Origin of the sequence: Pseudoalteromonas byunsanensis, assembly GCF_001854475.1 — a bacterium.
In the GTDB taxonomy this organism is placed as follows: Bacteria; Pseudomonadota; Gammaproteobacteria; order Enterobacterales; family Alteromonadaceae; genus Pseudoalteromonas; species Pseudoalteromonas byunsanensis.
The window spans coordinates 157,707-173,968 of sequence record NZ_MNAN01000034.1 but is presented as its reverse complement, the minus strand read 5'-3'; the positions used below and the strand labels follow the sequence as shown (position 1 = coordinate 173,968).

Genomic DNA, 16,262 nt, shown 5'->3' with positions numbered 1-16,262 from the left:
ATTGTTTAAGGCTTAGTTACAAGCACCTAAACGTTTCCAAACGTTGCTGAAGATATCAGGCTGTGCAGAGCGAGACCACCATGTTGCTTCATATTTGTAGTTCTTGTATGAAACTAAGTCACCAGAATAGTACATTTTTGATGATGACCAAGCTGCAATACCATCGCATCCTTTAGGATCATCGCCTTTAATAGTAACCGTTTTAGTGACTGAGTTAGATTTGTCACCATCTTTAGCGGTAAGTGTTACTTGGTATTCACCCGTTGCTGCATATGTGTGGCTAGGTGAAGCATCTGCGCTGCTTGCGCCATCGCCAAACTGCCAAGCATAGCTACGCGCATCTTTAGAAGTGTTTGTAAATTTAACTGTCTTACCGTTTATGCTATAGGTAAAGCTCGCGATTGGACCTGGCTGAGGGTCGCCGCTACAGCCATTTTGCTCAAGATAATCATATGCGGCTTTCGCTTGTACAATACCGTGACCGTAAGAAGTATCGCGCCCAGGAGCACCTTTATCTTTGGCGGTTGTGTTTAGCACTTTACGAATTTCATCGTTAGTACATTCAGGGAAGTGGCTCCATACCAGCGCTGCAACACCAGATACGTGTGGCGTTGCCATTGAAGTACCACTGATTGACTTATAACCGTTGTTATTCCAGGTTGAGTTAACACTTACACCTGGAGCTGCAATTTCAACTTGATTATTGTACTGAGAAAATGATGCTTTGTTCTCTGAGCTGTCGACTGCGGCAACCGATACTACAGCGTCATAAGACGCAGGGTAGCTTAGGTTGCTATTACCGCTGTTACCTGCTGCTGCGATATGTAATACACCGCGATTGTAACTCTGTTGGAACGCGTTGCGTTCAGCGCTTGAACTGCCACTACCACCTAGACTCATACTGGTAACATTCGCGCCAGAAGCTTCACACTGTTCAATGGCTTTGATTAGATCTGAGCCATAAGCCCACTGACCTTGGTCGTTAAACACTTTTACGATGTGTAATCCAAGTTGGCCCGATGGGTTTACACCTACAACACCTTGACCATTGCCACCAATTGCTGCAATCGTACCTGCAACGTGAGTACCGTGACCGTTACCATCGTTGTACCAGTTGCCAGTGTCATTGGAACCGTGTCCGTCATTACCTGTAATGCCTGTACTAGGTAAGTCAGGATGATTTAGAGTATAACCCGTATCCATGATACATACTTTACGATTGCCGCTCATTGTATCTGCGAGTTGGTTGGCTTGAACCATGTTGATACCGTAAGGCGTAGACTCAGCCATCAAGTAACGCTTTGGATCCACCTCTACAGTTGAAACCTGTGGGTTTGCTTTAAGTTCCGCAAGTTTCTCAGGAGTCACATTCATAACGATAGCGTTCACACTTGGCAGCGCTGTCATTGGAGTGACATTTAATTGTTGAGCGAAGGTAGTAAGCGTTTGCTGCTTATACTTTGCTAAATCAACTTTTGACACAAATACAGGAGCTGTTTTTACAGCGCTGTCATTTAATGTCACGATGACGCGTTGCTCTTCACTTGCAGACACATGTCCTGCGCTTAAAGCGGCGCCAACGCATGCTGAAAGAATGGAGAGTTTTACGCTGTTAGAAACTATTTTTTTCATTTTAAGTTACCTTTATTACATGTTGTTAACCTCTGTAAATAAAACAGGTAAATTGTTCTGTGTCAACAGTGCGTTTTTTGTACTGAAATGATGGCGGGGATATACTATCTGCTTAAGATTTAATACCTGAATTAATTATTTCCATTATTATGTATTGAGCTCTTTCTTATCTACTTATCACAAAGAAATAAAATAAAATTTTATTTTACTAGCGCTGTCATATTGTCAATTGTGAATGGCTTTGGAGCTGGAGATGTATGGGTGGTGGAGAAATATCGGAAATCGATTTTATCCAGCGTTTTTGCGTGAATTGCTTTGTATAAAGGCTCGTATTTAGCTTCATAGACCTTAAAAATAGGCAGCTTGTTATCACCTATCACATTAGCTGGATTATTAAAGTGATCAGCTATTTTAACTAGCGCTAAAGCGCCGAGTGTTACGTGGCCACCAACGGATGTATCTAACATAGTATGGTGGTCCTTATCCCAATTGACTCCGCCAATTTTCACTTGATAGCGCATCGAAAGTTCTGTGGCAGCTTTTGCCGCACCTTTCGCCATAGCATCGTTGGCAGCCCAAATGAGCTTTGTTTCTGGAAAACGCTTGAGCAACCCTTTAGTAATTCTGTAAGCTTCTAGCTGTGACCAATTGGCATTGATGCGTTGTTGCAGTTTTAAATTAGGGGAGCGGTTGCTATGGCTAAGCAACCCTTGCTCTCGTTGTCGAGCCGCCTCTGTTGCTGCTTCTCCTAATAGCGCTAAGGAGTCCACTACTGGGTTTTTCTTTGATCTTACAATCATTTTATCAAGTTGCTGGATCAGTATTCTGCCAGCTTGATAGTTATCTGGCACAACGCTCCCTAGAATACCAAAGCCTCTACTTTTGAGTCTGATCTGTTCTTGCTTGGTGGGAGTGTTGAGTAAAAAAACAATTTTTTTATGTAAGCTTTGAGAGGTTAACAAAGACTGAGTTACTACGGACTTTTCATCTACTAATATCAGGTAATGATTATCTCTGGACAATGCCCTATCAACCATTTTCTTCATATCAATATGATTTCGGTTTGCGTATATCACAGTTAAATCAATATTGAGATCTTTGGCTGCCGCTTGCATAAACGCAGTGACATTTAACCAAAAATTTCCTGTCGGGTTCTCATCAGAGAAGCCTGGGTTAATAAACGTTACTTTTAGCTGGGCAGCCGCGCTAGGAGCGGTGAACATCAAAAAAATGCACATAAGTGCAAACTTTTTGAACACATTAACCTCATTTGTCTTTAAGTTAAGTAACTATTATGGCACAAAAATCTGAAATTATTTGAGGAACCTTCTTAGGTTAGTCTGTAAATGCTTTTTTCATCTTTCAAAGGCCTCTATAATGCACTCAAATTTGTCGGAGGATTTATGCCCAAAACCCTATTATTTGCTTTGTTCTTTATGTCTATATCGTTAGCTGCTAAGCAAAGTAGTGATTTAGAAGTTACCATGAAAAATATGGGTCTGGCCTATAAAAATGCCATGAAAAGTGACTCTCAGCAGCAGTTACTTGAGAGCATTGCTGCTTTTCGTGAGCATTTATCAGTAAGTCAACAACATAGCTTTGATACAAAGCTTCAAGAAGAATCAAGTCTAGGCTTGAATAGGGTAGCTAACGTGTTGGAAAGCAGTGAAAAATTAGCTAAATCAGGAAGATTAGAAGAAGCCAAGGAACAACTCAAAAAAATAGATGAACTTCGCAAGCAATATCATAAGCTTCATGAACCACCCAGTTTTTGGGATTTATTATTCGGGAAATAGCGGTTATTTAGAATAAATAATTCCCTGTTAATTTTGTTTTTTTCTACATAACCGCTTGAATGTTGCGCAACTAGCACGAACAGGGGTAGCTATTCGCTACCAGCCTGTTATAAATAAGGTGCGTAATGTTTAAAAGGGAGCCGCCATGACGGAGCAAAACCAACAATTAGATAACAGCGTCATTGCGACATTGAAAAACAAAGATCATTCTGCATTGAGTGAAAGGCTAGATGCATTAGCATGTACTCATACAGACATCATAGAACTATTAGCTCAATATCAAGCACTCAGCGATCAAGAAGATGATGAACGCTTTGACGCATGGTACGATGAACTGTGCAAGCCGCAACTCGAGGTGCTTAAAGCATTTGAAGTAATGCGTGCGCATTTTGAGCAAGAATACCAATAGTTTTTAATGGCTCTGCCAATACTGCCTCGATCCCGCATCACGATGCGGGCGGGTGTTATATTTCATGCTCTTTGCTAGCTTGAGACTCGAATGCTCGTTCTTCTTTGATTAAGAATAAACGCGTCTCCACTCACTCGTTCAAATATATGGTGAAAAAGGCGGTTATTGAGTTGAAAGTTGAAGTACTTAGTTTCGACTAGTTAAGTGTTTATTGGTATTTTCTGTAGGTTTACGCACATGGCAGAGGTTCATGTACTGTTAGCTGCTTTTCACTTTGCCATATATTTCAAGGATTAGTTAAAAAGTGCAACACTCTTTTCGAATAATTTTTGGCTAAATTTGAAACTCATTATTAAGTTTTTAGCAGTTATCTACCTAGGTTTGGCGACCTTTATGGTATTTAATGCGTTTAGAACACAAAGTACAGATAACCTTTTCTTTAATGTTTGGTACTCTAACTCTTTTGCCAGTGTTATTTGTTGAGGTTGCTTTTTACACATTATTGAAGCGTTGAATGTTAAATGGATGGGTTTGTGCAATTGCTTTTAGTGTTTTTACGGTGTCAGCAGTGTTAGGTTGGTACTTGGTTGCGAAATTCATTAATGACGTATTGATTGATCCAAACTTTATACTCAGAATTACGGCTATTTTTTCTGTGCTTGCCTTGATGTTATACCTGCAACTGCCGCGGTGTGAAGAAAAGTAATTAAGTGCCATGTATTCATCGTATAACCCATTGCACTCATACTTATCGCTATAATTTTTTTCAAAGTTTTAAGCTTTACCGAGCAATAACGACTACTAGCACCAACAACGGGCAAAAAAGCTATTAGGTAAGAGCTTACGTTTTATCACTACGTGGCAGGCTATTTGTGACACGTGCATACATACAGAACTTTGAAGTTTTGACATCTACTTAATCGACAAATCATATTTACACACCAAGGCATCAATATAGCGCTCTCTTAGTGATTGGTTTCGTTCGTGCTTTACGGGATGACTAAAGGCTCTATTGAGCAGCTTAAGGGCTTGTAACAGAGCAGGGCGGTCTTGTTGATTGATACTAGGGACGGTTCGCTCTTCAGTAATTTCATCCACGATGGCACGACCGAGCTCTATATGTACTAGTTCTTCAACCAATCCATTTTGACTGATCACACCATATTTACTGCACAAATATTGCTGCCACGCACTTTGTATTTGCTCACAAAGATCGTCACTAAAACGCTCATCTTGGCAATGGAACCCTTGGTGCTGACATTTGTTTAAGCTTTGTGTGTACTGCTGGAAAAACAGTTCATACGCCAGGGCTGCATTATTAACTTTGTGTTTTATTAAATCTAAGCCCCAGTGCGCACCGCCACGCGGGTAATAATCGGTGAACTCTTCACATTCATACAGGCCAAGAAAAGAGCTGCACTTGATCTGGTTTTGAATACTGTAGCTAGGTTTTGGAAATAAACCACAGTCTTGCCATTGAGCGAGTTGAGCGGTGTCGATCTTTAACGCGTGGCATAGTTCTTCTGTGCGATAAAAATGGGTATTCAAGTGATTGAGTAAGCTCATACAAAATAAACTGGATAAATGTACAGTGTTTTGAATTCTGAACTATGTATAAAAATTTTACAAGCGGTTACAGCGGTTTTTTTCTCTGTCAGTCAAAGTGTCCAGATATCAAGATTAAATAAGCATATACTTCAAAAGGTTATTTGTTGCTATTTGGTGATTCCTCATTTCTATATCCAGAAAATACTTTGTTGGTAGTTTCCAAGTGAAAATAAAATTACTGGTTTTAGGTAATTATTATTGCATATTGTATGCAATATATCGTATGTTGTTAGTGCATTTTACGGACAAAGCGTTGTTAGGGAGAAAGTTCTGGGCTTTCGCTTGTTAGCACACGCTAATATACGTCGCTTTACTAAGTGTTATGTCGCTAACGCGTGAGGTGCAGCAATCTGAACAATAACATCAACAATAGAGGCTTATAATGACAACCAAATTAACCTTCAAATTATCTGCGCTTTCAATGGCAGTGATCACTTCAGTAAGCTCCATTAGCGCAAACGTTCATGCGGCAGATGACAACCTAAAAGAAGTTGAAAAAATTATGGTGACGGGCTCGAGGATAGCGCGTGCCGAGGTCGAGTCTACTTCGCCAATTACAGTTGTGAGCAAAGAAGCGCTTACTAATTTAGGTATCAGTGACGTTAGTTCAGCGTTGCGTCGATTACCTGCGCTTACCGGTAATACAGCAAACAATCAAAGTAGTGCGGGTAGCAACAATATTCAAACAGCTACATTACGCGGTATTGAAGCGACAAACACACTGGTATTACTCAATGGCCGCCGTTTGGTGGGGTCCGACGAGGACGGGCTAGTTGACTTGTCTTCAATCCCATTTGAAGCCATCTCTCAAATTGAAGTTCTTAAAGACGGCGCATCAGCAATTTATGGCTCTGATGCCATTGCGGGTGTAATTAACATTATCACGCGCAAGAATTATGAAGGGTTTAAAGTGACGGCGCACTATGGTCGTTCATCTCGTGGTGATGCCGATGAGCGAAAAGTAGGTTTTGTTACTGGAGTCAGCACCGATAAAGCCAGTATTATGGTCGCTGCCTCAACCAGCAATAACGCAGGCTGGGAGGAAAAAGATCGCTACATGACCAAAGATGCTGATCAAACTTATCTTGGCGGCGGCAATGGCCGTTCGGGTACAGCACCTAATCCTAAATTAACTGGCTTTGGTTTAGGAGATGGCACTTGGACCGTACCAGATGCCAGTAATCCTAGCCAGGTCATTGCTTGGGATTATGACAAAGAGGGCTATAACTACCGAGCAGCGCAATCTGGTGCCAATGACAACAAAACCACTAGTGTGTTTGTGTTTGGTGAATATTCGCTTGCGGACGATTTAACATTTTTTACTGAACTATCATTTCATGACGGTTTTGTACAAGGGAATCAAGCGCCTCCGGGGACCGATACAGGATGGTATGGTGACAACGTTGATACGCCTAATGCGTTTAAGCGTTACCCAGATGCCGATGGTAATAATTTTGGTGTTGGTCCGAATCAAAAATATAACCCGTTTGGCGAAGCGGGCAACGTTAGTAAACGATTCAGCGAGTATGGTTCGCGAATTTATCAGTCAAACAATACCATTACCCGTTACACATTAGGGTTGCAGGGGATGTTAGCCGATGAATACGATTGGGAAGTGCTATTCTCTAGTCAAAGTGCCAAGTTGGTTCAAGAAGGGGGCGCGCAGCCGTCAATTATTCAAATTGAGCGAGCCTTATCTGATGAATGTGAAACAGCTGCTGATCCGGATTGTGTGGCACTCAATGTATTTGGCCCTGAAGGTTCAATCACTCAAGACATGCTTGATTTTATAAATACCACAGCACCGTCGCAAACCAACAAAAATGACTTATCTTTCATTCAGGCAAGCATTGCAGGTCCGGTGATGCAGCTAGATGCGGGAGAAATGATGTTCTCAGCAGGTGCGGAATATCGTGAAGATCAATTATCTTTATCTGTAGACCAAGCGCAGCGTACTGCCACGTTTGATGTTTCTTGGGGCGGATCGGTCACGCCAGTTACCTCGCCTGTCAGGGAGATATCAGAGTATTACGTAGAGTTAGCGATACCAGTACTAGAAAACCTAGATGTAGAGGCGGCATTAAGATACAGCGATTATAGCGATATCGATCAAACAACGACAAATCCTAAGTTTGGTATCATCTATCGCCCACTTGAGTCAGTAAAAATTCGTGGTAGCTACAGCACAGGCTTTAGAGCGCCAACTATGGCACAGATGTATCAGGGGCGTACGTCGTCTATCAATACCAATATGTACGACCCATGTAACCCAAACAATGATGCAAACTATTTCAACACATCAATATCAGGCTGCGCTGGACTTAACCCAGCCTTTAGTAAAAATGAAATTCAAAGTAATGACATTATTGGCGGGGGAAACCCGAACTTAAAGCCAGAAGAAGCAGATAACATGACGCTAGGTCTAGTTATTGAGCCGCTAGATGGGCTTGGACTAACACTGGATTACTTTGACATTGAACAGTCAAATGTGGTGTTTTCAAGTTCGCGCTATGTTGTTGATCAATATGTCGCAGGTAATCCTGAGTTTGCCAATGCGGTGATCCGCAGCAATAATGGCAAAGGGTATATTCAAACGATATTTTCATCTTCTAACAATATTGCAGCCCGTAATCTTTCTGGTTTTGATTTAAACGTTAATTATTTACATGAAAACAATCTAGGTACTTGGCGTTTTAATTTAGACGCGACATACATGTCAGATTTTCAGGTTCAAGATACCAACGATACACCATTTAGAGATGTAGTAGGCACCTACGATAGCGCCTTTGGGAGTATTCCAGAATACAAAGCGAACCTACAGCTAGATTGGGAGCAGGGCAACTATCGAGTAACGTGGGATGCAGCCTATAACTCTAAGATCACGGCAGCTGAGGATGATGTGATGGATGCTACAGTATTTCATAATATCCAGTTAGGTTACTTTATTGACGCGTTACAAACAGATGTACATTTTGGTGTGCAAAACTTGTTCGACAAAGAACCTCCATTCTTAAAAGCGAACGGTACTTCTACCGACGACAATCTGTACTCATTTAGAGGGCGATTCTATTACGTAGGGTTGAGCCGCTCTTTCTAAACAATCTCCCCGTTGTGATAAGCACTAAAGCCACAGTTTATATCCTGTGGCTTTATTTATTGTTTTGCAATACACAGGCTTAGCTGCAAATTAGCGAAACTTATTTTATGTCTAAATTTTAGTGTTTTTGTAAATTTAATCGGCTTTCTACTCGGATCATATCGTCATTTATGGTAAAACAGTGCGCAACTTTGAAAACACAAAGATTTGAGCACAATGCGTACGATTCAAACGATAAAACAAGCGAGCCTAATAACGGCAATTAAAACGCCCTACACAATGGGTGGAGATATTGATTTGCAAACCTATGATGCGTTGGTGGAAGCGCAAATAGCAGCAGGTGTAGACGGTATCATTGTTGGTGGTACAACCGGAGAAGGCCAACTAATGAACTGGGAAGAGCATTTGATGCTCATAGCCCACAGCGTAAATAAGTTTTCAGATAAACTGGTGATAGTGGGTAACACCGGTAGCAATAATACTCGTGAAGCGATTAAAGCGACAGAGTACGGGTTCGCATCGGGTATGGATGCTGCATTACAAATAAACCCATATTATGGTCGAACTTCCATAGAAGGCTTGAAAACTCATTTTCAACGCGTGCTCGACATTGGCCCAGCATTTATTTACAACGTACCTGGACGCACTGGCCAAGATCTAACTCCTGATATTATAGAACCATTGGCAAAACACGAAAATTTTATTGGTGTGAAAGAGTGTGGTGGCAACGATCGTATCGCGCATTACGAAGCACAAGGTATAGCATGTTGGTCAGGTAATGATGATGAAGCTCATGATAGTCGTCATCGTTATCAATCTCATGGTGTAATATCGGTGGCCTCAAACTTGATCCCTGGTTTATTCCGTCAGTTAATGGATCAAGAAAACATCGAGTTAAATGCTCAGCTACAACCTTTGATGCAATGGTTGTTTTGTGAACCGAATCCTATCGCGATTAATACGGCACTGATTATGACAGGAGCAGTTAAGCCAGTGTTCCGTCTACCATATGTACCATTAAATAGCGAACAGCAAGCAAAGGGTATAGCACTTATTAATCAGCTTAATGAAACGGATGTAGTCGGCGGTAAAGCGCAGGCAATTGACGAAACATTATTAAAGCTTTGTTAGGTTTGCACAAATAACGTATAATCTGCGGCCCTTAAGTATTGGCCGCAGGTTTTTTACAATGAACTTTAAATCTTTTAGCTTTTCACCTTTGCTGTTACAAGCATTAGACGAATTAAATTTCCATACCCTAACTCCAATACAGCAAGCCGCGATCCCCGTAGTTCGAAAAGGGCATGATGTGCTGGCAACCGCACAAACAGGGACGGGTAAAACAGCTGCGTTTTCTTTGCCAATTATTCAAAAGCTACTTGAAAATGAAAGCGAAGGCGAGCGCCAACCGCGAGCGTTAATTATTGCCCCTACACGTGAATTAGCTGAACAAATCGCACAAAATTGCGCTGCTTTTAGCCAACACACAACATTAAAAACAGTGGCATTGTTTGGCGGCGTAAGCGCCGATGGTCAAGCGCAGCAGCTATCTCAGGGGGCTGATATTGTTGTCGCGACACCGGGGCGATTACTAGATCATATTCGCCTTGGCAATCTAAGTTTGGCCAAAGTGGTTCATTTGGTGTTAGATGAAGCTGACCGTATGCTTGATATGGGCTTCATTACCGATATGCAACAGGTTATTGATTTAGTGGACGAAGAACGTCAATTGTTACTGTTCTCTGCCACCTTTCCACCTGCAATGAAACAATTCGCCAGCCGCGTATTACGTCATCCAAAATATGTGCAAGTAACGCCCGAGAATACAACCGCTGAGACAGTGCGCCATGTAGTTTATCCTGTTGAGCAAGGGCGTAAGAAAGAGTTGCTTTCTGAACTCATCGGCAAGAAAAATTGGCAACAAGTTCTCGTATTCGTCAATATGAAAGATGTTGCTGATGAGCTGGTGGAAGAGCTTAACCTTGATGGTATTGCAGCAATTGTTTGTCATGGCGATAAAAAACAAGGTGCCCGTCGCAGAGCATTGCGAGAGTTTAAAGAAGGCAAATATCGTGTATTGGTCGCCACTGAAGTTGCGGCTCGAGGTATTGATATTGAAGGCTTGCCACGAGTGGTTAATTACGACTTGCCTTACCTTGCGGAAGATTATGTGCATCGTATAGGTCGTACAGGTCGTGCGGGTAATCAAGGACAGGCGATTTCATTCGTTTCTCGTGAAGAAGAACAAGTGCTTATTCACATCGAGCAGTTGATTGAACAACAAATCAAGCGCTATTACCTACCAGGCTATGAAGTAAGCAGTCGTGATACCCTAATTAAGAAGTTGACTAAAAAGCCTGCGCATCAGCGTCGTCAGCCTCGTAGCAATCGCCCAAGCAATCAGGCCAGTGGTGAAGCAAGAGCAAAGAACCGTGCTCGCATCGCCAATGTGCGTAAGCAGATTAAGGGCAAGAAATTAGGATTGGATAAGTAATTACGGTTTAAATATGGTGTGGCTCTTTATAAATAGAGCCACTTACTGCCGCCAGCTTTGCTCAAAACCCAGTTACCTACCTAAGTTGTATTTAAGGATAAAATATGACGTCGAGTAATATAACGATCACCTCCCCGAATTTTTCAGAACTCAAGCTATTTAGGCCACTGGTTAAAAACGTGCTTGAGAATGTTGACCAAACCTACATCAAAAACAAGAAAATACCTTGTTGGTTATTGCCATCCTCGGGTAAAGAAGTTGCTATGACACCTTTGTTTTACCATGCGGCATTTGATGCGTACGCGCAGAATAAAGTGAGTTATATTCCCTCGGCGGAAATCCAAGTTCCAAGAGGTATTTCAAAAGGGCGGTTAGATCTCGCGCTTATTGGTAACAAGCACATCGAGCTGATAGAGCTTAAGGCATCGAGAGTAAAACTATTTGGCAGCGTAGCAACGATCATTAATAAGCTAAAATCTAAACAGTTCGAAGCTCAAACTCAGCTTGAGCAAATTGACCACAGTGAAATAACCAAAACAACAGACCTAGAAACAAAAGACTTAACCATAGTAACCCTGTTCTTACTCGCACCCGAAAAGAAAGCATTTGAAACGAAAGATGTAAAAACGAAAATCAAAGAAGTCATGAATGAACTCAAAGTGGCATGCCCGTATGCGCTGCGTGCGTCGTTAAGTTATTCATATATACATCAAATCAATTCAGATTCGAGTAAAAGCAAAGGAGAGCACACCGTAGGCATGATCATCGTCGCTTCACGAACGGTCGATATCTATTGAGTCTTCGGCTCCCCCAATATTGGTAGCTAAGCAGTTGAGTAAGTTGCTGTTTGATACCTTTGGCAAACAGCCCGCGTGCAAGCAATGGCTTTATCTCTCGTTTAAGCAATCAAGTTGTGCTCACAGACGATTTTTATGAAAGCAACAAGGCATCATCAATGGCTCTAAACACGTCACAGCTATCCATAAGTAACTGAGCGGTTAGTTTAGGTACGCCGTACACCCGACTGGTAATACCATACTGATTGCGTAAGTGGGCGAGTAAAATAGCAAAGTCACCATCACCGGAGAGTAACACCACCTCATCAACGTGTTTTGCTGCTTCCATCATATCAATTGTGATCCCCACATCCCAATCACCTTTTTTAGAACCATCCGCACGCTGTATATACGGCTTGAGTTTTACTTGAAAGCCGATAGCTCGGAGTATGTTTTGAAATTGTGTCTGCTTGTCGTCACCTCTATAGGTTGCATATGCATAAGCATGCTCGATGGTGCCAAGCTTTTGGGCATGTGCCCAAAAAGCATTGTAATCAAAGTTCCTTCCCAACGACTGCTTGCAGGTGTAGTAGATATTTTGCACATCAACAAACAAAGCTATTTTTTTCATTTTATGACCTCAACTGTTAAGCGCTCCACCTTAACTTAAATTGGTGAAAAGCAACAACTAAGATTGAAAGTTATACTTGGTATATTGTATATTATTTCAAAATAACACTACGGAGCGGGTTGTCGAGCTCGTTATATCATGTTGAAAAAAATTGCATTTATCCCGTTTCTGCTTGCTTCATTAAGTGCTTGTAACAGTGTGAAACCCTCATCTGCTGGCTCTGAGGTTATACCATCTGGTCCAGAGGAAGGTTGGTGGCATCAGAATGTCAGTAAACGTCACCTCACACAGGCTCTTACTTATCTAAACTATCAATCAAAATTAGACAGTCCTGACTGGTCGACAGTAAATGACCTGTTATACGACTTAAGAGGGTTTAGTTATTTTGCAGACTTAGCAAGTCTAGACACAGATGACTATCAGTCCTTATCACATACATTGTTAAAATTACTCAAACATGAGCGGCCTACAGTGTATCAAGCCCGATTTACAGAGAATTATGCAGTATTAGTTTATCGTCTGCTTACTCAAGAAAAAAAGCTGGTGGATTGGCCGGAGCAACTGACGTCACTGATCGCTTTGTTTAAAGCTGTTGGTGATGGTATGGAATATGACTATGCCCGATGGGAGTTGTACAGAGCGATTGGCTTTAGTGCATTTATGGCGCGCAGGGAGCCTGATTTATCAAAATTATTCTCTGAGCAACCAGAGCTTATCCACATCCTGCTTGAGGAAATATCCCGTTCAACGTGGCGAAGAGATCATGCATTATGGAGTCTTGGCTATATTCATCAACTGTTACCGAAAATCCAGCAGCAACAATTGGATGATAAAGTGTGGTCAAAACTACAAGGTATTGATAAAGCAACAACTCAAGATATGCAAACTTGGTACTCAAGCAATTACCTAGTAAACAGCTTTCGCGGCTTAAGTGAATGTAATGAAAGTCAACAAGGTCGCTGTATTAGTGTAGATATTGATACCGTACTGCCGATTAAGCACCAATGCTCAGCAAGACTATGGATCCGAGCAACCTCTTTGGACGCAGAGCAGTTAGCCTATTCTTGTAAGAGGCTAACGTCACAAGAGCGAGACTTTCATCAATTGTTTGCTACCAAAATGCGTAGTGTGGAAAATGACCACAATCATGCGCTACGGGTCGTAATCTTTGACAACTATAGTGATTACAATCGCTACGGGCAGTTGTTATTTGATATTCATACAGACAATGGCGGTATGTATATTGAAGGTACACCAAGTGATCCAAATAATCAGGCCACATTTTATAGTTTTCAGGCTTTTTGGACAGGAGACAAATTTAAAGTTTGGAACCTAAACCATGAGTACGTGCACTACTTAGATGGGCGTTTTAATAAATATGGTGGCTTTGGGCACTTTCCTGAAAAATTAGTGTGGTGGAGTGAGGGACTTGCGGAGTTAATTGCAAAAGGCAACGAAAACCCAAAAGCCATTGAAGTACTACAAGAAACACAATCGCAACAATGGCCAAGTTTAGATAGCATATTTGCCACTAAGTACGGGCAAAGTTCTGAGCAAATATATCAATGGTCCTATTTGGCTATCCGGTATTTGTCGCAGCATGATCTTGCAGGCTTAAGAGCATTACAGCGTAGCTTAAGGGAAGATTTCTATAAAGGATATAACGATAAACTGGTAGAGTTGGCTTCACAGCATGAAGATAACTTTAAGGTATTTCTGGCTACTTTATTGGGTGCTGATCCTGAGGTTCAAACTAGTCAACGTGCAACGATTAATAAAGAATACCGGTATTTGTATCGCAGTTACTTACAGCCACCTCATTTAAAGTTAACTGAACAACATCAGCACTATTTTTAGTTGCAATTAAAACATCTAAGTGACTGTCGCTTAGATGTTTTAATTTGTAGTGGACCGTTACAGTCAATTAATGATTGGTGGTATTTGACGGCAGCGTCCACTGCTGCATTTCTACCAGTCGGCTTTTGGTTCGCTCGAACTCAAAGGCAAGTTGCTTACCTGTATAAAGCTGCTGTAAGTGAACATGAGCGTGTACCACAACTAGACATTTTTTCTCATAACATTCATCGACAAGAGCGATAAAGCGTCGTGCATGGTCATCAAGCAGATGTGTATTCTCTAGATGCGAATCGCGTTGATATCCGTCTTCAATCCCTTGTGTTGTGTTTTGCTGTGACGGCTTTGAACCCATCGCAGGCACGCCAGCTATAAAAATAGCCTGATACTGCTTGGTCAGTGCAATGTAATCAGCCGTCGCTCTAGGGGCTGAGCACAGTGCGAAAAAATCAACAGCGATGACGTGTTTACCATTTCCCATTGTGACAATGGGCCTGTTACATACTGATATGCGCTGTTCTAAAAGCCGGCCACCAGATTGTGTAAACAAACGTTCAAAAGATGCCAATTTATCTACGAAAAAGTATTTACTATCAAAACCTTTGGCAAAACGGTGGTCGACTTCGCCGGCAACGTTAATAATGTCGCAGTGTTGTTCAAGTAAATCAATGGTGGGCAGAAACCTTTGTCGCTGTAGGCCATTACGATAGAGCGTTTGCGGGTGGCAATTAGAGGTTGCAACGAGTGTAACACCCTGTGAAAAAAGCTGTTCAAATAATCTAGCCATAATCATGGCGTCGCCAATGTCACTAACATGGAACTCATCAAAACATAACACTTTGACCTTGTCGGCCCAGCTGTGTGCTATCTGCGCTAATGGGTTTACTTGGCCTTGAACTGCATTGAGTTCGTCATGCACCTGACTCATAAAGTGATGAAAGTGTAATCGCTGTTTTGGGATGTCCGACAAGGTGTGGTAAAACAAATCCATCAACATGGTTTTACCGCGTCCAACTGGGCCATGTAAATAAATGCCTTTGCAGCTTTTTTGCTCTGCCAGTTGGGATTGTAATTGCGCAAGTGCATGAAGCGCATTCTGCTGAGCGGCATCTTGATTAAGGGTATTGTTGTCCAGCAAGTGCTGAAATTGCGAAAGCATAAATTAAACGAATGATTTTTTCGGTATTAGAGCATAACCAATTTTAACATGCTAATTAAGAGCGTTGAAATACCACGGTTAGGAGATTAGATTAACGGGTGTAACTATGGCTTAAGTTGCATTGGTATATAAGGCAGGGATTTAAAATGTCAGAACAATTTACTCATTTACGTGAGGTGCTTGAAGCTTACTCTCCGTTGTCTGAAACCACTTGGCAGCAGATAACAAGTTTGTGTAAGCCAGCTGAGTATCGCAAAGAGCAATATATTTATCCTTATGGACAGTTGCCTAAGACCTTTGCTTTTATTCATAAAGGATTGGTTCGTTTGTTTGCATCAGATCATAAGGGACAAGAATACAATAAGCGCTTCTTTGCAACTGGGGAGTTTCCGGGGATTATGAGCGCACTACATCAACAAAAAGCGCAAGAGCAGGGGATTCAGTGTCTTCAAGATACACAGGTTCTGCTGGTGGACTTTAAAGGGTTTCGTGACATTCTGTTCAATAATATTGAGCTCATGCGATTTCAGATTAAGTATTTGGAAAAGAATTGGCTGTTGGAAAAGGATCAGCGAGAAATTTGCCTAATCCAACAAGATGCAACTCAGCGTTACTTACTTTTTTTAGAGCAAAACAAGGTACTGGCAGAACAAATCCCGCAATACCACTTAGCATCTCACCTAGGCGTCAGCGCGACTCAGTTGAGTCGAATACGTAAGTTACTAAAATCTTCTTGCACATTTACATAGGTAAATGAGTTTCTCAGTTCATAACAGTAACCTTTGGTAAAACATCTTGTTTAAGTA

13 protein-coding genes are annotated in these 16,262 nt (G+C 41.6%); 8 read left to right on the top strand and 5 right to left on the bottom strand.

Going from position 1 to position 16,262, the window contains the following annotated elements:
- Window positions 1-12: 12 nt before the first annotated feature.
- Entirely contained in the window at window positions 13-1,632 is a 1,620-nt protein-coding gene (locus BIW53_RS15160; protein WP_070992864.1) for a S8 family serine peptidase, read from the bottom strand.
- A 200-nt stretch (window positions 1,633-1,832) separates the two neighbouring features.
- Window positions 1,833-2,891, bottom strand: coding sequence for an ABC transporter substrate-binding protein (locus tag BIW53_RS15155; RefSeq protein WP_084228181.1), 1,059 nt, complete (start codon window positions 2,889-2,891; stop codon window positions 1,833-1,835).
- 87 nt (window positions 2,892-2,978) lie between these two features.
- Between BIW53_RS15155 and BIW53_RS15150 the strand changes: the two genes are divergently transcribed.
- Window positions 2,979-3,428 (top strand): cytochrome b562, encoded by a 450-nt coding sequence (locus BIW53_RS15150; RefSeq protein ID WP_245699439.1) that lies wholly within the window; start codon window positions 2,979-2,981, stop codon window positions 3,426-3,428.
- A 145-nt stretch (window positions 3,429-3,573) separates the two neighbouring features.
- A complete protein-coding gene (locus tag BIW53_RS15145; protein WP_070992861.1) occupies window positions 3,574-3,837 on the top strand; it encodes a hypothetical protein in 264 nt (87 codons plus the stop codon).
- A gap of 912 nt (window positions 3,838-4,749) precedes the next feature.
- On the opposite strand, the gene BIW53_RS15135 is transcribed toward BIW53_RS15145, so the two are convergent.
- Window positions 4,750-5,403 carry a DUF6058 family natural product biosynthesis protein gene (locus BIW53_RS15135; protein WP_070992857.1) on the bottom strand — a complete coding sequence of 218 codons (654 nt, stop codon included), beginning with the start codon at window positions 5,401-5,403 and terminating at the stop codon, window positions 4,750-4,752.
- Between the two features lie 424 nt (window positions 5,404-5,827).
- On the opposite strand from BIW53_RS15135, the gene BIW53_RS15130 reads away from it, so the two are divergent.
- The 4 genes from BIW53_RS15130 to BIW53_RS15115 all read left to right on the top strand — a co-directional run bounded on the left by BIW53_RS15130 (window position 5,828) and on the right by BIW53_RS15115 (window position 11,833).
- Window positions 5,828-8,542, top strand: a complete 2,715-nt coding sequence (locus tag BIW53_RS15130; protein WP_070992855.1) for a TonB-dependent receptor — start codon at window positions 5,828-5,830, stop codon at window positions 8,540-8,542.
- Between the two features lie 216 nt (window positions 8,543-8,758).
- Entirely contained in the window at window positions 8,759-9,673 is a 915-nt protein-coding gene (gene dapA, locus BIW53_RS15125) for a 4-hydroxy-tetrahydrodipicolinate synthase (RefSeq protein WP_070992853.1), read from the top strand.
- 58 nt (window positions 9,674-9,731) lie between these two features.
- Window positions 9,732-11,036, top strand: a complete 1,305-nt coding sequence (locus BIW53_RS15120; protein WP_070992852.1) for a DEAD/DEAH box helicase — start codon at window positions 9,732-9,734, stop codon at window positions 11,034-11,036.
- A 104-nt stretch (window positions 11,037-11,140) separates the two neighbouring features.
- Window positions 11,141-11,833, top strand: a complete 693-nt coding sequence (locus BIW53_RS15115; protein ID WP_070992851.1) for a hypothetical protein — start codon at window positions 11,141-11,143, stop codon at window positions 11,831-11,833.
- A gap of 133 nt (window positions 11,834-11,966) precedes the next feature.
- Here BIW53_RS15115 and BIW53_RS15110 read toward each other — a convergent pair whose 3' ends face one another.
- Window positions 11,967-12,443, bottom strand: a complete 477-nt coding sequence (locus BIW53_RS15110) for an NYN domain-containing protein (RefSeq protein ID WP_070992849.1) — start codon at window positions 12,441-12,443, stop codon at window positions 11,967-11,969.
- A gap of 138 nt (window positions 12,444-12,581) precedes the next feature.
- On the opposite strand from BIW53_RS15110, the gene BIW53_RS15105 reads away from it, so the two are divergent.
- Window positions 12,582-14,300: a collagenase gene (locus BIW53_RS15105; protein WP_070992848.1), complete on the top strand. Its 1,719-nt coding sequence runs from the start codon at window positions 12,582-12,584 to the stop codon at window positions 14,298-14,300.
- A 67-nt stretch (window positions 14,301-14,367) separates the two neighbouring features.
- Here BIW53_RS15105 and zapE read toward each other — a convergent pair whose 3' ends face one another.
- On the bottom strand, window positions 14,368-15,456 hold the full coding sequence (gene zapE / locus BIW53_RS15100; RefSeq protein WP_070992846.1) for a cell division protein ZapE: 1,089 nt from the start codon (window positions 15,454-15,456) through the stop codon (window positions 14,368-14,370).
- 146 nt (window positions 15,457-15,602) lie between these two features.
- On the opposite strand from zapE, the gene BIW53_RS15095 reads away from it, so the two are divergent.
- Window positions 15,603-16,205, top strand: coding sequence for a Crp/Fnr family transcriptional regulator (locus BIW53_RS15095; RefSeq protein WP_070992845.1), 603 nt, complete (start codon window positions 15,603-15,605; stop codon window positions 16,203-16,205).
- The last annotated feature ends 57 nt before the right edge of the window (window positions 16,206-16,262 follow it).